General features: G+C 61.7%; 25 protein-coding genes and 1 pseudogene. 14 read left to right on the top strand and 12 right to left on the bottom strand.

The genetic code is table 11. The features are described 5' to 3' along the window. From ACQ4N9_RS20110 to ACQ4N9_RS20055, 12 genes are all read left to right on the top strand, one after another. On the top strand, positions 1–843 hold an 843-nt coding region (locus ACQ4N9_RS20110; RefSeq protein WP_430933564.1), incomplete at its 5' end, for an RHS repeat-associated core domain-containing protein. Next, positions 840–1,274, top strand: coding sequence for an SMI1/KNR4 family protein (locus tag ACQ4N9_RS20105; RefSeq protein WP_390967629.1), 435 nt, complete (start codon positions 840–842; stop codon positions 1,272–1,274). The genes ACQ4N9_RS20110 and ACQ4N9_RS20105, both read left to right, overlap by 4 nt. A gap of 195 nt (positions 1,275–1,469) precedes the next feature. Further along, positions 1,470–1,919: a hypothetical protein gene (locus tag ACQ4N9_RS20100; protein WP_390967631.1), complete on the top strand. Its 450-nt coding sequence runs from the start codon at positions 1,470–1,472 to the stop codon at positions 1,917–1,919. A gap of 184 nt (positions 1,920–2,103) precedes the next feature. Next, complete coding sequence (locus ACQ4N9_RS20095; RefSeq protein ID WP_374046929.1) at positions 2,104–2,337, top strand: polymorphic toxin type 24 domain-containing protein; 234 nt, start codon at positions 2,104–2,106, stop codon at positions 2,335–2,337. After that, positions 2,334–2,807, top strand: a complete 474-nt coding sequence (locus ACQ4N9_RS20090; protein WP_390967632.1) for a hypothetical protein — start codon at positions 2,334–2,336, stop codon at positions 2,805–2,807. Before ACQ4N9_RS20095 ends, ACQ4N9_RS20090 begins: the two co-directional genes overlap by 4 nt. 292 nt (positions 2,808–3,099) lie before the next feature. Next, positions 3,100–3,369 (top strand): DUF7710 domain-containing protein, encoded by a 270-nt coding sequence (locus tag ACQ4N9_RS20085; protein ID WP_390967633.1) that lies wholly within the window; start codon positions 3,100–3,102, stop codon positions 3,367–3,369. A 4-nt stretch (positions 3,370–3,373) separates the two neighbouring features. Then, positions 3,374–3,838, top strand: coding sequence for a hypothetical protein (locus ACQ4N9_RS20080; RefSeq protein WP_390967635.1), 465 nt, complete (start codon positions 3,374–3,376; stop codon positions 3,836–3,838). A 163-nt stretch (positions 3,839–4,001) separates the two neighbouring features. Next, positions 4,002–4,934 (top strand): pca operon transcription factor PcaQ, encoded by a 933-nt coding sequence (gene pcaQ / locus ACQ4N9_RS20075; protein WP_390967636.1) that lies wholly within the window; start codon positions 4,002–4,004, stop codon positions 4,932–4,934. Between the two features lie 247 nt (positions 4,935–5,181). Next, on the top strand, positions 5,182–5,910 hold the full coding sequence (locus tag ACQ4N9_RS20070; RefSeq protein ID WP_125463028.1) for an FKBP-type peptidyl-prolyl cis-trans isomerase: 729 nt from the start codon (positions 5,182–5,184) through the stop codon (positions 5,908–5,910). A gap of 282 nt (positions 5,911–6,192) precedes the next feature. Then, positions 6,193–6,633, top strand: coding sequence for a YkvA family protein (locus ACQ4N9_RS20065; protein WP_110993077.1), 441 nt, complete (start codon positions 6,193–6,195; stop codon positions 6,631–6,633). A gap of 99 nt (positions 6,634–6,732) precedes the next feature. Continuing rightward, complete coding sequence (locus ACQ4N9_RS20060; RefSeq protein ID WP_258705896.1) at positions 6,733–7,077, top strand: helix-turn-helix domain-containing protein; 345 nt, start codon at positions 6,733–6,735, stop codon at positions 7,075–7,077. Next, positions 7,074–7,442: a hypothetical protein gene (locus tag ACQ4N9_RS20055; RefSeq protein WP_110993079.1), complete on the top strand. Its 369-nt coding sequence runs from the start codon at positions 7,074–7,076 to the stop codon at positions 7,440–7,442. The genes ACQ4N9_RS20060 and ACQ4N9_RS20055 overlap by 4 nt, the downstream gene beginning before the upstream one ends. Positions 7,443–7,642: 200 nt before the next feature. Here the strand turns inward: ACQ4N9_RS20055 and ACQ4N9_RS20050 are convergent. Beyond that, positions 7,643–8,848 (bottom strand): annotated as a pseudogene (locus ACQ4N9_RS20050) (EAL domain-containing protein); the annotation flags it as partial. Positions 8,849–8,956: 108 nt separating this feature from the next. Next, positions 8,957–11,038, bottom strand: coding sequence for a carboxy terminal-processing peptidase (locus ACQ4N9_RS20045; RefSeq protein WP_390967637.1), 2,082 nt, complete (start codon positions 11,036–11,038; stop codon positions 8,957–8,959). 141 nt (positions 11,039–11,179) lie between these two features. Between ACQ4N9_RS20045 and ACQ4N9_RS20040 the strand changes: the two genes are divergently transcribed. Then, entirely contained in the window at positions 11,180–12,142 is a 963-nt protein-coding gene (locus ACQ4N9_RS20040) for an NAD(P)H-quinone oxidoreductase (RefSeq protein WP_390967638.1), read from the top strand. Positions 12,143–12,255: 113 nt separating this feature from the next. On the opposite strand, the gene ACQ4N9_RS20035 is transcribed toward ACQ4N9_RS20040, so the two are convergent. From ACQ4N9_RS20035 to ACQ4N9_RS20010, 6 genes are all read right to left on the bottom strand, one after another. Continuing rightward, positions 12,256–12,909: an HAD family hydrolase gene (locus tag ACQ4N9_RS20035; RefSeq protein ID WP_390967639.1), complete on the bottom strand. Its 654-nt coding sequence runs from the start codon at positions 12,907–12,909 to the stop codon at positions 12,256–12,258. 13 nt (positions 12,910–12,922) lie between these two features. Beyond that, positions 12,923–13,912: an ABC transporter ATP-binding protein gene (locus ACQ4N9_RS20030; RefSeq protein ID WP_390967640.1), complete on the bottom strand. Its 990-nt coding sequence runs from the start codon at positions 13,910–13,912 to the stop codon at positions 12,923–12,925. A 1-nt stretch (position 13,913) separates the two neighbouring features. Beyond that, a complete protein-coding gene (locus ACQ4N9_RS20025; protein ID WP_390967642.1) occupies positions 13,914–14,708 on the bottom strand; it encodes an ABC transporter permease in 795 nt (264 codons plus the stop codon). Next, positions 14,698–15,537: an ABC transporter permease gene (locus ACQ4N9_RS20020; protein WP_390967643.1), complete on the bottom strand. Its 840-nt coding sequence runs from the start codon at positions 15,535–15,537 to the stop codon at positions 14,698–14,700. The genes ACQ4N9_RS20025 and ACQ4N9_RS20020 overlap by 11 nt, the downstream gene beginning before the upstream one ends. Beyond that, entirely contained in the window at positions 15,534–16,340 is an 807-nt protein-coding gene (locus ACQ4N9_RS20015; protein WP_110996264.1) for an alkaline phosphatase family protein, read from the bottom strand. Before ACQ4N9_RS20015 ends, ACQ4N9_RS20020 begins: the two co-directional genes overlap by 4 nt. A gap of 110 nt (positions 16,341–16,450) precedes the next feature. Beyond that, positions 16,451–17,509, bottom strand: a complete 1,059-nt coding sequence (locus ACQ4N9_RS20010; protein WP_390967644.1) for an ABC transporter substrate-binding protein — start codon at positions 17,507–17,509, stop codon at positions 16,451–16,453. A gap of 327 nt (positions 17,510–17,836) precedes the next feature. Between ACQ4N9_RS20010 and ACQ4N9_RS20005 the strand changes: the two genes are divergently transcribed. Further along, on the top strand, positions 17,837–18,550 hold the full coding sequence (locus tag ACQ4N9_RS20005) for a UTRA domain-containing protein (RefSeq protein WP_125857767.1): 714 nt from the start codon (positions 17,837–17,839) through the stop codon (positions 18,548–18,550). Between the two features lie 136 nt (positions 18,551–18,686). On the opposite strand, the gene ACQ4N9_RS20000 is transcribed toward ACQ4N9_RS20005, so the two are convergent. The 4 genes from ACQ4N9_RS20000 to ACQ4N9_RS19985 form a co-directional block, all read right to left on the bottom strand. Further along, positions 18,687–20,840: a mechanosensitive ion channel family protein gene (locus ACQ4N9_RS20000; RefSeq protein WP_390967645.1), complete on the bottom strand. Its 2,154-nt coding sequence runs from the start codon at positions 20,838–20,840 to the stop codon at positions 18,687–18,689. 44 nt (positions 20,841–20,884) lie between these two features. Then, positions 20,885–21,052 (bottom strand): hypothetical protein, encoded by a 168-nt coding sequence (locus ACQ4N9_RS19995; protein ID WP_167409870.1) that lies wholly within the window; start codon positions 21,050–21,052, stop codon positions 20,885–20,887. Between the two features lie 177 nt (positions 21,053–21,229). Then, the gene (locus ACQ4N9_RS19990; RefSeq protein ID WP_390967646.1) at positions 21,230–22,519 is read right to left on the bottom strand and encodes a M18 family aminopeptidase; all 1,290 of its coding nucleotides are present in this window, start codon (positions 22,517–22,519) and stop codon (positions 21,230–21,232) included. Positions 22,520–22,668: 149 nt separating this feature from the next. Then, a complete protein-coding gene (locus ACQ4N9_RS19985; protein ID WP_390967647.1) occupies positions 22,669–23,304 on the bottom strand; it encodes an RluA family pseudouridine synthase in 636 nt (211 codons plus the stop codon). Positions 23,305–23,361: the final 57 nt, after the last annotated feature.

Here is a 23,361-nt window from a genome sequence, read left to right as displayed (position 1 = left end):
CTGCGCAAGAGCCCGATCCGGCTGCACAAGGTGCCGGACTGGAGTCAGCGCGAGTACGACTTCGAGCAGGATCCGTTGTGGCATACCGAGGTGAAACCACAGGCGTTCGAGGCGATTGCCTGGTATCACTGCGACCACCTCGGCACGCCGATGGAGCTCACCGACGAGCAGGGCAATGTCGCTTGGACGGGGGAATACAAGGCCTGGGGAGAAGTGCGCGAAGAGCGTTCGGAATGGGCCAAACAGCACGGCCTGGGCAACCCGATTCGCTTCCAAGGGCAATACCAGGACCATGAGACGGGGCTACATTACAACCGGCACCGGTACTACGACCCCATTGCGGGACGGTTTGTAAGCCAAGACCCTATTGGTTTGGCTGGTGGACTCAATTTTTATCATTATGCGCCGAATCCAATAGACTGGCTCGATCCACTCGGCTTGAACCGCTTCAAAAAGGGAAGCTGGGGGCCATGTAACCGAGGCACCGGGCTTACCTACACTGTTTACCAGCAAAACATCGACTGGGATATGGAGCACAAAGGTAAGACAAATTTACAACGGGCCATGGAAGGTGGCGCCCCTTACATGATGAAGAATGGTGTGCCGCAGCAGCTTCAGCTTCACCACTCCCGTCAACAGTCGATCGGGCCACTGTTCGAGGTAACAACAAGTACACACAGGGCTGCAAGAGGTCGAGGCCGAGAAGCCTTGCATGCACACGGAAACAAGAAGAACCCAGACTTCCCTGTTGATCGCAATGCTTTTGACATTGACCGAGGGCAGTACTGGAAAGATCGTGCGGCAGAAGTGAATAAATCGAGAAGAGGAGGCTGCAGCATATGATTCCATCGGAAGTCACAAAATACTTAAGTAGCTACAAGGGCGATGTCGCCAGAGCGGATCAAAATAATGCAGCGTCGGCGCTTAAGCAACTAGGAGTGGCGGCAGACACGGAATTCGGGCGCTTCTACCTTAAGTATCAAGGCAGCTTTATAAGTCCCCGGCCTGTCGCCGAACTCCTTGATATTGAAGGTCCAGATATCCCAGCAATCCCAGATCAAACTGATTATGTCTGGGATAGGTACGAAATACCGAAGAACTATCTCGCGCTATCGTCAGACGAAAGCGAGGGGATGTACTTATACGGAATAAACGACGGTGCCGTTTACGATCTCGACATTTCACGTCTTGATGAATTCCTTAATGGCGAGCTCCCTGCTCGTTGGAAAAGCTTCAACGAGTTTTTGATCTGGTACTTCGAACCACAAATCTAAACTTCTGATATGGAGTTCCCCTCGCGCCAGACCGGAACTCACCGGTAGCCACAGTTACGGTGGCTACCGCTTGTATGAGTCAAGCATGAATACAAAAAACACAAACCATCATGATTCACTGCGATCTACCCACATTCGCAGCCTAGGTCAGTAGGGAAATGGATCTGTCTCTAATGGTGAGAGTACGAAATGTCAATGACTTTCAATTTTGATCACTGGCGTACACGCTTGCATACGTGTGAAAAATTCGAAGGCGATGGGAGTCATGAAAAGTTTCTGACTCTCTTAAGTGAGGCAGAAGAGCATATGAGCTACGAAGTAGTATTGGCGCTTCTTCAGTCATTCTCTGATGCCGATGATTTCGGAATTCAAGAGCGCACCCGGAATATGCTTGAAGCAATTGATCGTCGCATCTTCTACCCGGCTCTGATCGCAGAGCTTGATGGCATAATTAAACGAGCTCCGAATAAGGAGTGGGCAATAACCTTGGTCGGTATTGAGCTTGATTATGGTGACTTTGAATTATTGCTTGAGTACATAAAAAAATCACCTGACAGTGAAAGAGAAACTGCCATCTCATTTCTTAAGTCGGAAGATTTTTCATCCGAGTATCCGGGCGTTTTGAGGTATTTGACCAACTTATAGTCAAGCTCAAGTATCTTTTTTGAAAGTGTCTTCATCTGGCTAGGATACCCTGCCGGTGAAGTTCACTAGGGTCTGTATGAGATGTGTCTGCGTGAAGGCCGGGCAAGGCGAAGCGGGAGGCGGATTGTAATGGGGTACATTCGCATTGCGAATCCCCGTTTCAACGAAATATGGGCGAGTGCAGATGCATTTCATATACAGATTCGACAATCAGGCTAATATAACAAGTTACGTAACCTATGATGAGCACGGCCGCATTCTGAAACGTGTAGATGTTACCGGTTCTGCCCACGGTCGCATGCCAACGCCCCACGTACTAGAGTATGGTAGGAATACTTTTCCAAATGGGGTAGTCAGAGTAAACTCACCATCCTCAAAATTGCCGCCGCGCCCAGCAACTGCAGAGGAAATACCATGAATAAACTTCATTCCACTCCGGACTTGGGAAGGTTGGAGAAGTATGAGTCATGGCGAGAGCAATGGGAAAACCCATCAGGTCTCAACCTTTTCTCATACCTTCGTAGTGAATGCCACCCGGAGGATACTTTGGTCGTAAGCAAGTTGCTATTGCCCGACATGCTATGCGTCGACGACGGTGTGTTTCTTGAACTTTCATTCAATGAATCCACCTATCTATCCTTGAGAAAAAAAGGAGAATGCACTTCAAGTATAGAGAAAAGCATGAATCATACATTGCTCTATGATATGTATGATGGGTGTCCGGGTAATGTGTCAGATGAAGTGTTTGTAAGGCTGTCGGCGCTACTGAAGTACTCTTGGGGTTTGATTTTGCGTGATAGGTTCCCTGAAAAGAAGTTTGCGATATCTGTCGAAAACAATATTGATGACTATGGTCCATCAATAACATTCTGCCAGTTCAGTGCATAAAGCAAGGCATTGGTTAAGACCTAAATTCAAACTCTTGTCGCAGCCATATTAAAGCCACAAAACTTGCAATTAATCTCCGCGCCACAACCATAGAAAGCCCTGGCCTACTCAAGCGACACCTTGGCCTGGGAAAGCTTACCGCCGCGCGAAGAAGGCGACACCGGTCGCATTGTGCATTGCCTGCTTGAGGCGTAGCGTAGATAAAATCCAGCGTTGGAATAGGTGCCAAAAATCACCCGATGACTGCCCGTGCTGCGACCAACCTGAACGTATAGAGATAAAGGAACACATCATGAAAGAAGTTTGGGTTTTTAACGGGGCAGAAGGGCGATTCCCATCTGCAGTATTTTTGGAGCTAGGTGGCGCAGAGGAGTGGATAAAAAATAATGGCCTGAGCGGTGTGCTCACCAAATATCCTGTTGGCATTTCTGTGTACGATTGGGCAGTAAAAAACAGGCACTTTTGTATAAAGAGTGAGAAAGAAAAATTTTCTGTCTTTATACAGAAATTTTCGTCCGCAGCTCAAGAGTACTTCCATTTCGAAAACGGTAGCTCAGAGTGACAACATGGTTGAGCTTAAGGCCAAAATTGACATATTCAAATCCGATGATGGAAGTGTTCACTTCACACAGTGCTGTTTGATTTTTGGCGATGTAACAGTCGGCGACTATGGCCAGCTAATGCTGGCCGCAGCTCTAGATGGCGCCATCAAGGACTTGTTTAAACGAGCAGAAGTTAACGAGCCAATAAGATTAACAGTCAGTCAGCTGAAAGCTAAAATACAAGAAGCTGAATCGGACATAAGAAATTCCTTTCTGCCTATTGGGGTAGAAGGTTTTGACGGTGACTTTGTAGGATTTGTAAGAATTGACGACCACGAGAGCATGGTGGTTAGACTTTGGGAGGGAGAAGATCTGCTTCTATTGGACATAAGCAAATCAGATTACATAAAATTCATGCATGTCCTTAGCGAAACCTTGGTTGAGCAATGTAAAGCGCTAGGATTGAATCTTGATCGTGACTCAGCATAGGTGCAATGAATAGGGGGCGGCACCGGCCGCCTCAAGAAGTATCGATGCTGGCGAAGCCTGGCAAAGCCGGGCCAAGGCGAAGGTTGCTGTTCACCAGCCGACAGTTTCTCCCACGGCAATCGCCGTTTCCCACGCGCCGACACCTACAGATACACTGCCTCGCATGAACCTCGACACCCGCATCAAGTTCCGCCACCTGCTGTGCTTCCTGGAGATTGCCCGGCAGGGCAGCCTGGCCCGTGCCGCCGATGTGCTTGCCATCAGCCAGCCGGCCATCTCCAAGACCCTCAAGGAACTGGAAGACCTGCTCGAAGCGCGGCTGTTCGAGCGCACCCACCTGGGCGTCACCCTGACCCCCGCCGGCACCCGTTTCATGCGGTACGCCGGGCCCAGCGTGCAGGCCCTGCGCGATGGCGTGGGCAGTGTGCGCGGCGATGCCAGGACGCCCTCGCAGGTGCGTATCGGCGTGCTGTCGACGGTCGAGGGCCTGCTGATGCCCGAGGTGCTGTGCCGCCTGCACCAGCGCCATGAAGCACTGGTGATCAGCGTGGTCACCGGGGTGAGCGCGCAATTGCTCGGGCAATTGCGCCTTGGCGAGCTGGAGCTGGTGGTCGGGCGCATGACCGACAGCCCGCAGATCCAGGGCCTGTCGTTCGAGCATCTGTACAGCGAATCGATGGCCCTGGTGGTGCGCCCGGGCCACCCGCTGCTGGCCAGTACGCCGGTGGAGCGGGCACAGGTGGGGGCTTACCCGCTGGTGCTGCCGCCCCAGGGCACCACCATTCGCCAGCACGCCGACAGCCTGTTCGTGCAGTGCGGTATCCCGCTGCCGGCACAACGCCTGGAAACCTTGTCGCTGGCCTTGAGCCGTCGTTACCTGCTGGGCAGCAATGCGCTGTGGGTGGCGCCGCGCGACGCGGTGCTGCTCGACCTGCGCCGTAACGAACTGGCCGAGCTGGACCTGGGCGTGCGCGAGCCGGGCGGCTCGGTGGGCATTTGCCGCAACGCCGCCTTGCCGGCGAGCCTGCCTGCGCAGTGGGTGTGTGAAGTGCTGCGCGAGGTGGCCGGGCAGTACCGGGACGGCCTGTACCCCTGAACGGGCCACAGCGCGGGGCCTCGGGGCCCTTTGTCAGGCACTGGATCGAGGGCGGTGATGGCGATCTGGCATCTCGCCGTCGACGCAATTCGCGCTGCATGGCTTGGCGCTGTGACATCAGCAGTTTCAATACCGGAACTTATCGCGCTTTCCTGGCTCCTATGCCGGTAGCCATTGGTCGTGGCCGCCTGATAAGCTCGCGGCTTTACCCTGATTTGCCCCTCTGGCGCATGAACAAGGAATCAGCATGAAACAAACTCGTCTGGCGGCTGCGGTTGCCCTGGTAGGTCTGGTGCTGGCGGGCTGCGATGCCCAGACCAGCAGCGTCGAACTGAAGACTCCGGCACAGAAAGCTTCCTACGGTATCGGCCTGAACATGGGCAAGAGCCTGGCTCAGGAAGGCATGGACGACCTGGATTCGAAAGCTGTCGCCCAAGGTATCGAGGACGCGGTTGGCAAGAAAGAACAGCGCCTGAAGGACGAAGAGCTGGTCGAGGCCTTCTCCGCCCTGCAGAAGCGCGCCGAAGAGCGCCTGGCCAAGGCCAGCGAAGAAGCTGCCGCCACCGGCAAGAAGTTCCTGGAAGAAAACGCCAAGAAGGCTGGCGTGGTCACCACGGCTTCGGGCCTGCAGTACGAAGTGGTGAAGAAGGCCGATGGCCCGCAACCAAAACCGACTGATGTAGTGACCGTTCACTACGAAGGCAAGCTGATCGATGGCAAGGTGTTCGACAGCTCCGTCGAGCGCGGCGCCCCCATCGACCTGCCGGTCAGCGGCGTGATCCCGGGTTGGGTCGAAGGTCTGCAACTGATGCATGTCGGCGAGAAGTACAAGCTGTACATCCCGGCTGAGCTGGCCTACGGCGCCCAGAGCCCGAGCCCGCTGATCCCGGCCAACTCGGTCCTGGTCTTCGACCTGGAACTGCTGGGCATCAAAGACCCGAGCAAGCAGGACGCCGAACCAGCCCAGGCTGAGTAAGCGCAACCTTTGCTGTACAACGACGCCCCGTTTCGACGGGGCGTCGTCGTTTTTGCCGGTGGTTGACGCGAACCGCTGGCGTCCTTCACTGTCGCAAGCAATGCCGTAGGTGATCCTGCGGCGGGTTGTCGCAAAACGTTTGCGCGATTGAAACGACTGTGTAAAAAACGCCCGATCCGTGCCCGGCCCTTGCCCGGCGGGCACCGAGCGGCGCAAAGGCGGTCCTGTTCACAAGGTTATCCACAATAAATGTGGATAACTGTCCGTTGCTCTGGAGGTTGCATGAGCGCTCCCTGGAATTTCGCCCGTTTTCTGCCGCTTGCCGAGCGCCTGCTCAGCCGTGGCCGTTTGCCGGCACTGTTGTTCGCGGTCGCGCGCAAGGGGCCCAAGCTTGGCCAGCTGCGCGAGGATGTGCGGCTGATGCAGGCCCTGTGCCTGGCCTGGTGGCGCGGCGAGTACCGTGCCGTGAGCCCCAAGGCGCTGGTGACCATCGTCGCCGGGCTGCTGTATTTCGTCAGCCCCCTGGATGCGATCCCCGACTGGTTGCTGGGTGTGGGCTTGCTTGACGATATCGCCGTGCTCGGCTGGGTACTCAAGACCGTGGCCGATGAGCTGAGCCGCTTCAGGGCCTGGCGCGACAGCCAGGCGCCGGAGAAACTGCGGGTGGTCGAGCGCTTGCCGGACACGCCCGAGGCGCTGCGCCTGGAGCGCCCCAACCGCTGAATAAGCAGCGAGCGCACAGACCCCCGAGGTTGGTAATATAATTGGCATAAGCGTTATGCCTAGGGATTACATGCCGTGATCCAACGTCAAGGGGGTTGTATGGGTATTCAGGTCATCAGCCGGGACGGTCAGCCCGAGTACGCAGTGGTTCCCTGGGAGCAGTATCAGGCGCTGCTGGCCGCCGCGGGCCAGGCACCTGCCACGGCGCCAGGCAACAGCGACACTGTCGAAAGCACAACGCAGAGCGCGAGCCTGCGCTCCCTGGACGAGCTGGCGTCGTTGCGTCAAGCCAAGGGCCTGCCCCCCGAGCAACTGGCGCGCACGGTGGGCATCAGCCCGGCTTACCTGGCGATGATCGAGGCCGGCGAGCGCCGCCCTGACGCAGCGATCCTGCGCAGCCTGGCCTGGCACCTGGGCATTGGTGGCTGGAGCGAGCCGTCATGAGCCAGGTCAGGATCAGCCGTCAGCACTGGGAGAGTCTGCTGACCGAGCTCGACCTGGCCCGCCGACAACGCCACCTGCTCACTTACCGTGCATTGCTCGAACGTCTCCAGCTACCCAGCCCGGCCATGCAGACACTGACCGCTGCCCTGGAATACCTGGCGCTGCTCGATGCCCGTGCCGAGCAGCCGTTGCGCAGCTCGCTGGTGATCAGCCAGGGCGCCAGCCGCCTGCCACGTACCGGTTTTTTCGAGTGCGTAGAGCGGCTGGGCAGGTTCAATGGGCCGGTGGATGGTATGGAGGCAGCGTCGTGGCATGCCTCGGAAGTGGTGCGGGTGTTCGAGTACCGGTATCCGGAAGAGGCGTGAAACAGGTCGGCAGTGCCGGCCCCATCGCTGGCAAGCCAGCTCCCACAAGGGCTGCGTAACTTCTGTGGGAGCGGGTTTACCCGCGAAGCAGGCGGCGCGCCGCTTTGACGCCAAGCGTTGTATCTGAGGGGCGCAATGCAGTCAGTACAAAACAGTCGCTTTCACATGCGCTGGCCCACCTAGCAACAGGCGCTTTGATCGCGGGCACGCTCGCTCTGTTGTTCGGTGATCAGCTTGAGCACGTCGATCACCCGCCCCAGCCCCAGGTAACGGCCGCCCTGGGTAATGATGAACGCCTCCTCGATGCGCTGTTGCGCCCGGCCGGTAAGCAGGCGGCTGACCTGCTGCAGCGATTGTCCACGTTCGACCACCACAAAGTCCCTGCTCATCAGTTGGCTGACGGGCTTGGCTGCCAACAGGTTGCAGCCCAAAGGCTTGAGCAGGTCTTCGGGCAACGAATGACGGTGGACGATGCCACAGGGCTTGCCCTGTTGGTCCAGTACGGCGAGGGAATTGAGGTTGGCTTGGCCGCGGAAGGCCTCCAACACTTGCTGGGTGGCGGTTTCCAGGGGCACCGCCGGCTGCTGGATGAGCAGGGCGCCAAGGTCGGCGCTGTCTTCGTTCAACGCTCCAGGGCTGCCCGGCGCCAGTGGCGGCAGGATCGAGCATTCACGCGCAGCGGTCTCCTGAGGGCGACCAAGCAGATAGCCCTGCAGCAGCTCGACGCCCATTTCAGCCAATACGGTCAGCTCTTCTGCCAGTTCGATGCCTTCGGCGATCACCTGGGCGCGTGAGGCGCGCGCGATTTGCAGGATCGAACCGACGAACTCGCGCTTGAGCGGGTCCTGGTGGATACCGTCGATGAAATGACGGTCGATCTTCACGTAGTCCGGGCGCAGCTCCGACCACAGGCGCAGGCTGGAATAGCCGGCGCCGAGGTCATCCAGGGCAATCGAGAAACCCATGTCGCGGTAGTGGTGCAGGGCGTTGAACAGCAGCTGGAAGTCTTCGGTGGGCGTCTGCTCGGTGAGTTCGATGACCACCCGGCTGGGCGACAGGCCGACCTGTTCGAGCATCTTCAGGGTGCGCCCGGACGGGTAGTGCGGTTCAAGCAAGGACTCGGGGGAGACGTTGAGGAACAGCTTGCCCTCAAGGTTCTGCTCGGCAAAACGCCGGCAGGCGGTTTCGCGGCACAGCACTTCCAGTTCGCTGAGGCGCCCGGCCTGGCGGGCGATGGCGAACAGGTTCAGTGGCGAATGCAGCGGGCTGTTGGAGGGGCCGCGACTCAAGGCTTCATAGCCGAGAATGCGCCGTTCGGTAAGACAGACGATCGGCTGGAACAGGCTGTGCACGCTACGTTGAGCCAGGATGGCGCTCAGTGCGCTGAGCTGTTCGGTGACGGTCATGGACTGCTTCCTGAATAGAAAAAGGCCGGGCGTTTTCACGCTCGGCCCTTCTATTTCACGACAGCCAGATGACTGTTTGATGACGGCTCACATTAAATTGCCATCACCTCAGTGCTTGGCTACCGAAGTGCTCAAGCTCAGGTAGTCGAGCAGGATGCGCCCGGTCTCCGACAGGTAGGCGTCGTCTTCCGGCTTGGTGTCGTCCGGCTCGGCCGGCAGCGCGTCCTCGTCCTCTTTCTTCAGCTCTTTGAGCGGTTCTTCGCCCTTGGCCTTGCGGCGGATGTTTTCCAGCGCCAGTTGCTTGGCCTCGATCTGGTCGTGGCGCGCGCGGCGGTCCTGTTCGTTGAGGCTGACGGTTTTTTCGTCCATCAGCTTCTGGGTCAGGGCCAGGCGATCACGGATGTAGGCAAACTCGGCATCCTTGACGCTGCGCGCTTCATGCTGTGCCTTGAGCTGGGCCAGGTACGGCTTGAACGGGTCGGCCACCGGCTTGATCACCGGGCGGATGGTGTCCCACGGCATGGCTTCGGGCAGGGCGCTCTCGCCGATCTCCTTGGTGTCGATGATCGACGGGTAGGCGATGTCCGGCAGCACGCCCTGGTGCTGGGTGCTCTGCCCGGAAACCCGGTAGAACTTGGCCAGCGTCAGCTTGAGCTCGCCATGGTTGAGCGGCTGGATGGTCTGCACGGTGCCCTTGCCGAAGGTCTGGCCACCGATGATCAGCGCGCGGTGATAGTCCTGCATGGCGCCGGCGAAGATCTCCGAGGCCGAGGCCGAGAGGCGGTTGACCAGCAGCGCCAGCGGGCCTTTGTAGAAGGCGCCGGGGTTTTCGTCTTCGAGCACATCCACGCGGCCGTCGCTGTTGCGCACCAGCACGGTCGGACCTTTTTCGATGAACAGGCTGGTCAGCTCGGTCGCTTCCTGCAGCGAGCCACCGCCGTTGTTGCGCAGGTCGATGACCACACCGTCGACTTTCTCTTTCTGCAGCTCGGTGAGCAGCTTCTTGACGTCGCGGGTGGTGCTCTTGTAGTCCGGGTCCCCGGCGCGATACGCCTTGAAGTCGAGGTAGAAGGCCGGGATCTCGATGATCCCCAGCTTGTAGTCGCGGCCGTCCTGCTTGAGCTTGAGCACCGACTTCTTCGCTGCCTGCTCTTCGAGCTTGACCGCTTCACGGGTGATCGAGACGATCTTGCTGGTCTGATCGTTCGGCGCATTGCTCGCCGGGATGACCTCCAGGCGTACCACCGAACCTTTCGGGCCACGGATCAGCTTGACCACTTCGTCCAGGCGCCAGCCGACCACGTCGACCATTTCCTTGTTGCCTTGCGCCACGCCGATGATCTTGTCGGCCGGGGCCACCTGCTTGGTTTTCGCCGCAGGGCCTGCCGGCACCAGGCGCACGATCTTGACCTGGTCGTTGTCACTCTGCAGTACCGCGCCGATACCTTCGAGCGACAGGCTCATGTTGATGTCGAAGTTTTCGGCGTTGTCCGGCGACAGGTAGTTGGTGTGCGGATCGTACGACTGGGCGAAGGTGTTGATGTAGGCCTGGAAGATGTCTTCGGCACGGGTCTGATCCAGGCGCGCCAGTTGGTTCTTGTAGCGTTTGGTCAGGGTTTCCTGGATCTGCTTGAAGTCCTTGCCGGCAATCTTCTGGCGCAGCACCTCATCTTTCACGCGTTTGCGCCACAGGTCGTCGAGCTCGGCCGAATTCTTCATCCACGGGGCGTCCTTGCGGTCGACCAGCAGGTCTTCTTTGACGGTGAAGTCGATCTTGTCGACGCCCTTGTTCAGCTCGGCCAGGGCGAAGTCCAGGCGCTGCTTCACACGGTCAAGGTAGCGTTTGTAGATGGTGAAGCCGGGGTCGAGGTTGCCGCTTTTCAGAAAGTCGTCGAACTGCGTCTTCCACTTGTCGAACTCGGCGATGTCGGCCGCAGTGAAGTAGCTGCGCGCAGGGTCCAGCAGCTTGATGTAGCTGTCATAGATGATGATCGAACGGGCGTCGTCCAGCGGCGGCTTGCTGTAGTGGTGGCGCTTGAGCAGCTCGACCACGTTGAGGCTGGCGACGATTTCGTCACGGTCCGGCTGCAGGCTGTCCCACTTGTTGGCGGCGGCCGCATTGCCACCGAGCGTGAGGCTGCCAAGCCCGATGACAAGGGCGAGGGCGGTGCTGGGGAGGAAATGCTTCATGCTGATTCGACGTGTAGGCAATTGATCACGCATAGTAGGCCGTCTTTTCCGTTCGCCGGTTCCATGAAACCGGGAAAATACTGCAAAAAGCCTGGGACGGTGATCCCAGGCTCAGTCATATGATTCAACTATGGAGGCACTGTGAAGGCATTGCAAGGCGTTGACGGACATGTGGCCTGGGTCGAGGCCGAACGCCCGGCCTGTGACGCAGGGCAGGTGCGCATTCGAGTGGCCGCTGCGGGGCTGAACCGCGCCGACCTGCTGCAAAAGGCCGGCCTTTATCCACCGCCGCCGGGTGCCAGCCCTTATATGGGCCTGGAGTGCGCCGGCATCATCGAAGAGGTCGGCGCCGGCGCCGACTGGCGCGTCGGTGACCGGGTCTGCGCCCTGCTGGCCGGTGGCGGCATGGCCGAAGAGGTGGTGGTCGATGCCCGCCACGTGCTGCCGGTGCCCGAAGGCCTGAGCCTGCACCAAGCGGCAGCGATCCCCGAGGTGTACGCCACGGCCTGGCTGAACATCTTCCAGCTTGGTGGCCTCAAGGCTGGCGAGAAGGTGCTGGTGCATGCTGGCGCCAGCGGCGTAGGTTCGGCGGCGATCCAGCTGTGCAAGGCCTTCGGCAACCCGGTATGGGTCAGCGTCGGCTCTGACGAGCGCCTGGCCTACTGCCAGGGCCTGGGGGCGGCGGGCGGTGTGGTGCGCAACGCCAACCTCGACGCGCTGGAGCAGCTCGGGCCGTTCGATGTGATCCTCGACCCGGTCGGTGCCAGCTACGGGCCGCTCAACCTCAAGCTGCTGGCCCGCGATGGGCGCTGGGTGATCATCGGCCTGATGGGCGGGCGCAAGGTCGAGCTGGACCTGGCGCTGGTGCTGGGCAAGCGCTTGCAGGTTACCGGGTCGACGCTGCGTAACCGCGATGACGGGTTCAAGGCTGAGCTGCTGCGCGAGCTGGGGCAGCAGGTGTGGCCGCTGTTCGCTGAGGGGCGGTTGTCGGCGCAACTGGTCGATACCTATCCGGTGGAGTTCGCCCAGGCGGCTTATGCCGAGCTCGAGAGCAACCAGGTGTCGGGCAAGCTGGTGCTGGTGATCGACCCGAGCCTGGTGTAAGGCATTTCGGCCTTATCGCCGGCAAGCCGGCTCCCACAGGATCGCCACAGGCTTCGAGGCCGCAGGGATATATGTGGGAGCCGGCTTGCCGGCGATCGGGTCAGCACAAAGCCTCAGGTCCAGCTGAGGACTGGCCATCCATTTTTCTCGGCATGCTCACGCAACACCGCATCCGGGTTCACCACATGCGGATGATCCACCTTCAGCAACAACGGCAAGTCGTTGCGCGAATCGGAATAGAAACTCGCCCCTTCCAGGTTCTCCTGCTCCTGGTCCAGCCACTCCAGCAAACGGGTGATCTTGCCCTCGCGGTAGGTCAGCACGCCGTGGGTCTTGCCGGTAAAGACGCCGTTGACCGCTTCCAGATCGATGGCCAGGTATTCGTCCACCCCCAGCCGCGCCGCAATCGGCCCCACCAGGTGCGCACCGCTCGCGGAAATGATCAGGATGCGGTCGCCACGCTTGCGGTGCTCGGCGATGCAGCGGCAGGCATCGCCATAGATGATCGGCTCGATCACCTCCTCGACCCAAGGTTCGACCAGGTGCTCCACCTCTTCCAGGGTGCGCCCGGCGATCGGCTCCAGGCTGAAGGCCATGTAGTCCTCCATGGCCAGGTGGCCCTTGCCGTAGGCCTCCATCAGTTCATGGTCGCGCTTGAGGAACGCCTTGCCGTCGACCCAGCCCAGCCGGGCCATCTGTTCGCTCCACAGCGACGCGCAGTCGCCGTGGATCAGAGTTTCGTCCAGATCGAAAATTGCCAATGCCATGGGTTGAATCTCCTTAGGCCACTTCCCGTAGCGCCGTGGGGTCGATCGACAAGGATACACGCTGCCCGTCGGCGTGCAGGTCGGCCGCCGAGCGGTTGAGCACGTCCACCACCAGCTCCACGCCGCGCACCTGCACGCGGTAGCGGATGACATTGCCGAGCAGGCTGTGGCTGCGTACCTCGCCGTCCAGCTCGCCGTTCACGCCCAGGGTGATGGACTCCGGGCGGATCGCCAGGCGGCTGGTCACCGGGCGCTGCAGCAGGCGGCTGGCACTGTCGGCGTCGAGCAGGTTGTAGTTGCCGATGAAGCCCGCGGCGAACAGGTCGACGGGCGCGGTGTAGAGGGTTTCGGCATCGCCGCTCTGGACGATGCGCCCCTGGTTCATCAGGACGATGCGGTCCGACATGGTCAGCGCCTCCTCCTGGTCGTGGGTGACGAAGATGGTGGTCAACCCCAGCTCGCGCTGGATCGCGCGGATCTGCTCGCGCAGGTGCTTGCGAATGCGCGCATCCAGCGCCGACAGCGGCTCGTCGAGCAGCAGCAGACGCGGGCGGGTGACCAGCGAGCGGGCCAACGCCACGCGCTGGCACTGGCCGCCGGACAACTGGTGCGGGTAGCGCCCGGCGAAGCTGCCCAGCTCGACCAGGTCGAGCACTTCGCGCACCCGTGCCTGGCTTTCTTCGGCCTTGACCTTCTGCATGCGCAGGCCAAAGGCGACGTTCTGCTCCACGGTCATGTTGGGGAACAGCGCGTAGCTCTGGAACACCATGCCGATCCCGCGTTTCTGCGGGCTGAGCGGCACGATGTCGTGGCCGTCGAGGAGGATATGGCCGCTGTCCACCGGCGTCAGCCCGGCGATGCAACGCAGCAGGGTGGACTTGCCGCAGCCCGAGGGGCCGAGCAGGGTGACGAACTCGCCGCGCTCGATCTGGCAGTCGATGTTTTCGAACACCGGGCTGCCGGCGTAGCTCTTTTGCAGTTTCTGTACGCTGACGAAGCTCATGTCAGGTCTTGTCCTTGTTCAAACGGTTGGCGACCCAGGTCAGCACCAGCACGAAGGCGAAATAGGAGATCACCAGCGCGCTGTTGAAGTGGCCGCTGCTGTTGCGCATGTTGTTCAAGTACACCTGCAAGGTCTCGTAGCGGGTGCCCACCAGCAGGTTGGCGAACACGAACTCGCCGAACAGGAACGAAAACGACAGCAGCAACGCCACCATCAGGCCCTTGCGCAGGTTGGGCAGCACCACCAGGAACGCGGCCTGCCAGGTGCTGGCCCCCAGCAGTTGGGCGGCGTCCATCAGGTCGCGCAGGTTGATCGCCTGCAGGTTGTTGGTGATGGCCCGGTACATGAACGGCAGGGCGACGGTGAAGTAGCAGCCGATCAGGATCCACGGCGTACCGACCATGGCCATCGGCCCGCTGCCGTACAGCTGCAGCAAGCCCACCGCCGACACCACCGGCGGCACCGCGAACGGCAGCAGGATCAGCACGTTCATCAGCGCGTCGAGTTTCGGGAAGTGGTAGTGCACCACGAACAACAGCGGCAGGATCAGCACCACCGACAGCAGCAGCGCACCCACGCACACCAGCAGCGACTGGCCGAAGGCGGCGAGAAAGCGCGGCTCGCTCCACAGCGCGATGTACCACTTGAAGGTCAGGCCGCTGGGCAACAGGGTTGCCGACCAACTGGTGGCCAGCGAGTAGAGCAGGGTGCCGGCCAGCGGCAGCAGCAGGATCAGGAACAGCAGGTAGACCACCAGCTTGTGGTAGAGCCCGCCGGAGGTTTTTTCAGCGCGCATGGTAGCTCCTCTTGAGCAGCCATTGATGGACCACCGTGACCAGGGTCATCAGCCCCACCAGCACCATGGCCAGGGCGCTGGCCAGGTTCGGGTCGAGGCTGATGTCGCCGGCTACCAGGCCGGCGATGCGGATCGGCAGCACGTTGAAGTTGCCGGTGGTCAGGGCGTAGACCGTGGCGTAGGCGCCCAGGGCGTTGGCCAGCAGGATGACGAAGGTGCCGAGCAGGGCAGGGGTGAGCACCGGCAGGCCGATATGCCGCCAGAACTGCCAGTGGTTGGCCCCCAGCAACGCCGCGGATTCGCGCCAGTCTTCGCGCAGGGCGTCGAAGGCCGGGTAGAGCAGCAGCACCCCCAGCGGGATCTGGAAGTAGGTGTACACCAGGATCAGCCCGGTCTTGGAGTAGATGCTGAAGTCACCGAGCAGGCCCATCTGCTTGAGCAGCAAGGTCAGTGCGCCGTTGAAGCCCAGCAGGATGATGAAGGCGAACGCCAGCGGCACCCCGGAAAAGTTGCTGGTCATGTTGGCGAAGGCGCTGACGAAGTCGCGCAGTTTCGAATCGACCTGGCGCAGCGAGTAGGCGCCCAGGGTAGCGATGACGATGCCGAACAGGCTCGACCAGAAGCTGATCTCCAGGCTGCGTTGCAGCGCCTGCAGGTAGAACTTCGAGGCGAACACCTTGCTGAAGTTGGCCAGGCCCCAGCCGCTTTCGCTTTGCAGGCTGTTGATCGCCACCCAGGCCAGCGGGGCAATCTGGAAGATGATGAAGAACACGGCGAACGGCAGCAGGCAGAGCAGGGCCAGGTAGCGGCCACGGGGGCTTGCATTCACTTGAGCAGCTCCCGGCAGACGGTCTTGTCGTGCGCAGCACCGAGCAGCTCGCAGATGGTGCCGCACAGCTCGGTCTGCAGCGGTTTGGCCGCAGGGTCCAGGCTGAAACCGTCACCAAAGACGAACAGCGGCACCTCGCGCTCCTCGGCCAGCAGGCCATTGTGCGAGCGGTCGTTGTTCATGCCGTGGTCGGCGGTGACCAGCACCTGGTAGCCCTCTTCCAGCCAGCGCGGCAGGTAGTCGGCCAGCAGGATGTCGGCGCTGCGCGCGGCGTTGCGGTACTGGCTGCTGTCCAGGCCATGGCGGTGGCCGGCGTCGTCGATGTTCATCGGGTGCACCAGCAGGAAGTTCGGTGCATGGCGCCGGCGCAAGTATTCGGCGTCGGCCAGCAGGTGCGAATCGGGGTAGTGGTCGGCGTAGTAGAACAGGCCATGCTGGATCGGCAGCTTGGGCGCGTGGGTGTGGCGGTCGCGCAGCGGGTCGAACGGCGAGCGGTTGTACAGCTCGCTCATCCAGTGGTAGGCCGCCGCCGCCGTGCCCAGCCCGGCCTCGCGGGCGTAGTGGAACACGCTGCGCTGGTTGGACAGGCGATTGACGTTGTTGTGCACGATGCCGCTGTCGATCGGCGGCACGCCGGTGAGGATGCATTCGTAGAGCGGTCGCGACAGCGACGGCAGCTCGCATTCCACGCGGTACAGCGCGGCGCGGTCGGCCTCGACGTAGGCGTGCAGGTGGCCCATGGCGTGGTGGGCGACCTGATGGTTGAGGCCGTCGAGCAGGACCAGGATGACGTTGTGTTGCATGTTGGCTCCCTTCGGAGCTACAAGCGGGCAAGCGGCAAGCTGCAAGAAGACACAGGCATGTCGATCGCCTGCTTTTACTTGCAGCTTGCAGCTTGAATCTTGTAGCTGCCTTATTCCATCTCGATGATCACCTGCTCCTGCCACTTCTGCGGCAGGGCCTTGGAGGTCGCTTCCCAGGCCGCGGCGTCCTTGATCGGCTGGGCGGCCTTGTACTGCTCGTTGGGCAGCAGCTTGGCCTGTACGTCTGCCGGCAGCTTCAGGTGCTCGGCACGGATCGGCCGGGCGTGGCCCTTGGCCAGGTTGATCTGCCCGGCGTCGCTGAAGATGTACTCACGCGTCAGCTTGGCCGCGTTCGGGTGCTTGGCGTACTTGTTGATGATGGTGGTGTAGCCGGAAATCACCGTGCCATCGGACGGGATCAGCACTTCGAAGCGCTTGGGGTCGATCTGTTCGCGGTAGCTCAGGCCGTTGAAGTCCCACACTACGCCGACTTCGATCTCGCCCTTCTCGATGGTCTGGATCGTCGGGTTGGCCAGCGACAGGCGCTTCTGCTGGGCCAGCTTGGTGAACAGCTGCAGGCCCGGCTCGATGTTCTTCTCGTCGCCCTTGTAGGCAATGGCGGCGGCCAGCACGCCGTTGGCGGCCTGGGCGGCGGTGCCGACGTCACCGATGGCGACCTTGTACTTGCCCTTTTCCAGGTCGTGCCAGCTGGTGGGGCGCTCGCCTTCCTTGACCAGGTCCTTGTTGATGATGAAGGCGATGGTGCCGGTATAGGCCAGCGCCCAGTGGCCGTCCTGGTCCTTGGCCCAGGCCGGCACCTGCTCCCAGGTGCTTGGCTTGTAGGGCTGGGTCACGCCCTTGCTGGTGGCGATCGGGCCGAAGGCGGCACCCACGTCACCGATGTCGGCGCTGGCGTTGTCCTTCTCGGCGTCGAACTTGGCCACTTCCTGGGCCGAGCTCATGTCGGTGTCGCTGTGCTTGAGGCCGTATTTGCTGGCCAGGTCTTCCCAGGTGCCTTTCCAGTTGGCCCAGGCATCGGGCATGCCCACGCTGTTGACCGTGCCTTCCTTGCGGGCGGCATCTTCCAGGGCCTTGAGGTCTTCGGCCATGGCCGTGGTGCAGAACGCGATGGCCGAACCGAGCAGTGACGCCATGAACAACTTTTTCATCCGAAGCTCCTTGGGTGGGTGCCTTGCAATCGTTGTTATGTGATGAAGCGGTGCCTGCCAACCGTTGGTCTAGGTCAGCAAACCTTGAGCCAAGGTAGGCCGGTTGCGTGACAGTTTGATGTAAGGGGCGGGCCTGAAGAGTGCGCCGCAAGCCTTGGCAATACAGCGTAGACCAGATCGAAAGCCTTGATTCACGGGGGCTGGCCCGGTTCTGGCAAGCCCCGCTAAAAGCCTTTGTCACAGGATGTTCATCAGCCGTGACTAGGCTTGCACTACGCTCCATATGCCCTGTTCTGGGGCTGGACTAGTCCAGATAGGTAACCTTTGATGCAAGCGACGCCACCGCGTGCGGTAACAGCCATCTGCCATGCCCTGCAGGAGCAGATCGAACACGGCCTGCTGGCGCCGGGCGGCAAGCTGCCGGCCGAACGCAAGCTCAGCGAGGTGTTCGACACCACGCGCATCACCCTGCGCGAGGCACTGGTGCAGCTGGAGGCCCAGGGCCTGATCTACCGCGAGGAGCGGCGTGGCTGGTTCGTTGCACCCGAGCGGCTGACCTACGACCTGATCGAGCGTAGCCACTTCCATGCGATGGTGCGGGACCAGGGGCGGCTGCCCAGCACCGAGCTGTTGTCGGCGCGGCTGCAGCCGGCCCCGGCGGCCATCTGCGCACGCTTGCGCCTGCCGGCGTTGTCCAGCGTGGTGCGGATCTGTCGTTTACGGCGGATCGACGGGCGGGCGGTGCTGTATGCCGAGCATTACCTCAACCCGAGCTACTTCCCTGGGATTCTCGAACAGGACCTGGCGCAGTCGCTGACCGAGATTTATGGCCGGGAATACGGCATTCAGTATGGCCAGGTGTGTTTCGAGATCCTGCCGACCGCCTTGCCGGTGGAGGCCGCCAGTGCGCTGAAAGTGTCAGCGGGCAGCCCGGGGTTGCATATCACCCGGGTCAACAGCGACCAGCGCGGGCATCTGATCGATTGCGACCTGGAGTATTGGCGGCATGATGCGATCCGCATCCGCGCCGAGGCGGGATAAAGTGAACATCGCGGGGCAAGCCCGCTCCCACGTAGTGGATTGCCCCCAAGGGTTGGGTTGGTGTCCAACTTCTTGGGGCAGTCCACAGTGGTGAGCATGACGGCAGCGTGGGAGCGGGCTTGCCCCGCGAAGCGATCTAGCTGGTAACGTTGCTTTCAGCCATTGCCCCACCCCCGGCCGTCACCACCTGCACCGACAACCGCGGCGTCGCCAGGTCCAGCCCCGCTTCGTCCAACTGGCGCTTCAACGCCAGGTTGAACGCCCGCGACACCTCCCACTGCTTGATCGGCGCAGTCTTGAACCGCGCCCGCAAGATCGCCGAGCCCGACTCGAAACTCTCCACCCCCTGCAGCTCCAGCGGCGACCAGATGTTGCGGCGCATCAACGGGTCGCTGCGCAGCTTCTGGCCGACCTCGCGGACCAACGTGATGGCCTGGTCGATGTTCATGTTGTGGGGGATCGCCACACGGAAGATGGCGTAGCCGAACTCGCGCGAGTAGTTCTTGATGCTCTTGATCTCGCTGAACGGGATGGTATGCACGATGCCGTCGATGTCGCGCAGGCGCACGGTGCGGATGGTCAGGCCTTCCACGGTGCCGAGGTGGCCGCCGACATCCACATAGTCATCGATGGCCAGCGAGTCCTCGATGATGATGAACAGCCCGGTGATCAGGTCGGCGACCAGCGACTGGGCGCCGAAACCGATGGCCAGGCCAATGACCCCGGCGCCGGCCAGCAGCGGCGTGACGTTCATGCCCATGTTGGCCAGGGCGACGATCACCGCGATGATGAAGATCGCCACGAACATCACGTTGCGGATCAGCGGCATCATGGTCTGTGCGCGGGCGTTGGCCTGGCCCCGGCGCGAGCGCACCAGGGAGTGGTGCACGGCGGTGTCGGCCAGGATCCACACCAGCCAGGCGACGATCAGGGTGCCTGCCAGGCCCAGCAGGCGCAGGCTGATCTCGTGGCCGTCGCCTTCGGCGAAGTCGATCATCGACAAGCCCCACACGCGCAACCCCAACTCGAGGAAGACCAGCCAGATGAACAGGTGCACCAGGGCATAGCCGAAGTTGCGCAACCGCTCGGTATACACCGCCTGGCGTTTGTTGGCGCGCTTGGGGTTGGCGGCGTGGCGGCGCACCAGGCCGTTGAGCACCATGCACACCACCACCAGCACCGTGCACATCAGCGATTGGCGCAGGGCGGTGCTGGTGTCGCCGGCGGACACGAAGGTGGCGAACAGCGAAACCGCTACCAGCAGCAGCGCCGGGATGAACCAGAAACTGCCGAGGATCTCGATGGTGTCGCTGAGGGTACGTCGGGTCAGGCGCCGGCTCAGCGGCTGGTTGCGGATCAGGTGGGCGATCGGGCGCCGGAAGCGCAGGATGAACAGCCCGGTGCACAACGCGGCGAAGACGTTGGCCAGGGTGGCCAGGCCATGGGCCAGATGGCTGCCCAGGGCGGTAGTCAGGCGTGGGTCGCTCATCGCCTCGCCGAACGCGGCGAAACTGCCGATCAGCCACAGCGGGCGGAACGCCTGGTGGCGCAGGATGTGCAGGGCGCGGTGGCGGTGCGGGCCGTCGAGCAGCGAGAAGGCGATCACGCAGATCGCCGAAAACAGCGTGCCGACCACCAGCGCATACGCCAGCACCATGGCCATGGATTTACCCAGCGACGGCGGCAGGGCGAAGCTCAGGTAGACGGTGAACACCAGTGCCACCAGCCACGGCCCGAGCTTGCGCAGGGCAAACCGGACCAGGTCCCAGGTGCGTGGGTGCTGCGGTAGTTCCTCGGTAAGGCCGAAGCGCACCCGCACCCGGTGGCCGATCCAGTTGAAGGCGTAGGCCAGCAGGCTCCATACGGCGATGACAGCCGCGAAACCGAAGAGAATGGCCGGCCATTGGTGTACCGGCACCATCAGCGCGGTGAGTTCATCCTGGGCCTGGCTGATTTCCTGCGCCCAGCGGTTGAACGGGCTGGCGTCACCGCTGAACTGCTTTTCGAAGTCGTGCAGGGCGCCGCCGATCAGGCCGAGCACGCCTTGTTCGACGGTGGGTTGCGATTGTTTGCTGGCGTCGCGCAGCTTTTTCAGGTCGGCCAACAGCTTGGCGCGCTGCTGGTCGTTCTCCAGGTTCTTGATCACCTCGTCCAGCGACTTGCCCAGCGGCTCTGTGGCCTCGGGCTGGGCGGGCGTGCTGGAGCCAAGCAGGCTCGGCAGGCCAGCGGCATGCACCGGGGTGACGAACAGGAGAAACAGCAGGAACAGGCAACGCAGGAGGGCAGGCACCGGGAAATCTACCTCAGGTCAAACGATTGACCGAGTGTAGAGGTTTATGTGGGCAGTTTCTCCAGGATCTTCCAGCAGGTCAGGCCGAAGATGCCCAAGGTGCCGATCCACATCATCAGCACGCCGATATTGCGCTCGCGCAGGCTGAAGCCGATGGTCAGCAGCATGAGAAACCCGAATACCGGGATGAACAGCGACAGGAACGGGGACATGGTGCGGCAATCCTTGTGCTTGATGGGCCATGTATCAAGCATAGCGCTTTGCCAGCGAGGCGGATTGACCGGGGGCAGGGGGTTGCCAATGCCGGCCTCATCGCTGGCAAGCCAGCTCCCACAGCTACAGCGCAACCCTGTGGGAGCCGGCTTGCCGGCGATGGATGTGACGCGGCCTCAGGGCAAGTCGCGGCTGCGGTAGAAGGCCGTCAGCACCTTCACCAGGTGCGCCAGGTCATGGCTGCCGCACAGCTCGCGGATCGAGTGCATGGCAAAGGTCGGCAAGCCTATGTCGACCGTGCGCACGCCCAGGTTGCCGGCGGTGATCGGGCCGATGGTCGAGCCGCAGCCCATGTCGCTGCGTACCACGAAGCTCTGCACCGGCACTTCCTCGGCCATGCACAGGTGGCGGAAGAACCCGGCGGTTTCGCTGTTGGTGGCGTAGCGCTGGTTGTTGTTGACCTTGATCACCGGGCCTGCGTTGAGCTTGGGCCCGTGGTTGCCGTCGTGCTTGTCAGCGTAGTTGGGGTGCACGCCGTGGGCGTTGTCGGCCGAGATCATCAGCGAGCGCTGCACGGTACGCACGTAGGCGTCACCTTCGGGCAACAGGCGCTGCAGGGTCTGTTCGAGCATCGGGCCGTCGGCGCCGCAGGCCGAGCAGGAGCCGACTTCTTCGTGGTCGTTGCACACCAGCAGGCAGGTTTCGTCGCTGTCGGCACTCAGCAGCGCCTGCAGGCCGGCATAGCACGACAGCAGGTTGTCCAGGCGGGCGCCGGCGATGAAGTCGCCGTTCAGGCCGATCAGTGCCGCGTCCTGGGTGTCGTAGAAGCTCAACTCGTAATCGAGCACCACGTCGGCGTTGAGGTCGTGCTCGCGGGCCAGTTGCTCGGTGAGCAGCGCTCGGAAGTCGATGCGCTCGTCGCCCGCCACCTGGGCCAGGATCGGCGGCAGTTCGGTCTGCGGGTTGATCATCCAGCCTTCGTTGGCAGTGCGGTTGAGGTGGATCGCCAGGTTGGGGATCACCGCGATCGGCAGCTTGAAGTCGATCAGCTGGCTTTCGACCTTGCCGTCACGGCGGAAGGTGACCCGCCCGGCCAGCGACAGGTCGCGGTCGAACCACGGGGCGAGCAGGGCGCCACCGTAGACTTCGACGCCCAGCTGCAAGAAGCCCTGGCGCTGCAGTTCGGGTTGCGGCTTGACCCGCAGGCATGGGCTGTCGGTGTGGGCGCCGACCATGCGGATGCCGCTCATCAGCGGCGAGTGCTTGCCGAGCTTGATGGCGATGATCGAGGAGTCGTTGCGGGTCAGGTAGTAGCGCCCGCCAGGCACCGTGGCCCAGCTGTCGCGTTCGTCCAGGTGCTGGAAACCGGCGGCTTCGAGGCGCTGCACAAGGCTTGCGGTGGCATGGAAGGGCGTCGGGGAGGCCTTGAGGAATTCAATCAGGCCGGCGTTCAGGGCATCGCGCATAAGTCACTCCAGACAGCAGTGGCGCGAGTTTAGCGTAATTGCTCGACAAATTGTGTCGACCCTTTCGCTGGCAAGCCAGCTCCCACAGCGTTCGATGCACCCTGTGGGAGCTGGCTTGCCAGCGATGAGGCCGGTGCAGCCACATGAATTCAGAACGGCGCCGGGCACTCGAACTTCACCCGCTGCCCGGACACCGGGTGGGTAAAGCTCAGCATCGAGGCATGCAGGCACAGCCGCTCATGGGCGGCCAGCGCTTGCGGGTTGGCATACAGGCGGTCCCCCAGCAGCGGATGGCCGATCGACAGCATGTGCACGCGCAACTGGTGCGAGCGCCCGGTGATCGGTGTCAGCTCGACCCGGCAATAATCGCCGCAGCGTTCGACGATGCGCCAGAAGGTCAGGGCGTGCTTGCCTTGCTCATGGTCGACCACGTGGCGCGGTTTGGTCGGCGGGTCGTAGCGCAGCGGCAGGTCGATGCTGCCGCTGTCCAGCTGCGGTTGGCCCCAGCACAGCGCGGTGTAGGCCTTTTCCGTCTCGCGGTCGTGGAACTGGCGCGACAGTTCGCGGTGGCTGTCGGCGTCACGGGCCAGCAGGATGATCCCCGAGGTTTCCCAGTCCAGGCGGTGGACGATCAGCGCGTCGGGGTAGCCGTTTTCCTGCAGGCGGGTGATCAGGCAGTCCTTGTTGTCATCGGCACGGCCCGGCACCGACAGCAGCAGGGTCGGCTTGTTGATCACCAGGATGGCGGCGTCTTCGTGAAGGATCTGGATGTTCGACAGCGGCATGTTCGGGCGTTCTCTGCAAAGCATTGTGGGAGCGGGCTTGCCCCGCGATAGCGTCAG

The sequence above is a fragment of the Pseudomonas sp. ES1 genome (assembly GCF_050586605.1).
Classification (GTDB): Bacteria; Pseudomonadota; Gammaproteobacteria; order Pseudomonadales; family Pseudomonadaceae; genus Aquipseudomonas; species Aquipseudomonas sichuanensis.
The sequence above is the reverse complement of the archived record's forward strand: the minus strand, read 5'-3'. Positions and strand labels throughout refer to the sequence as shown.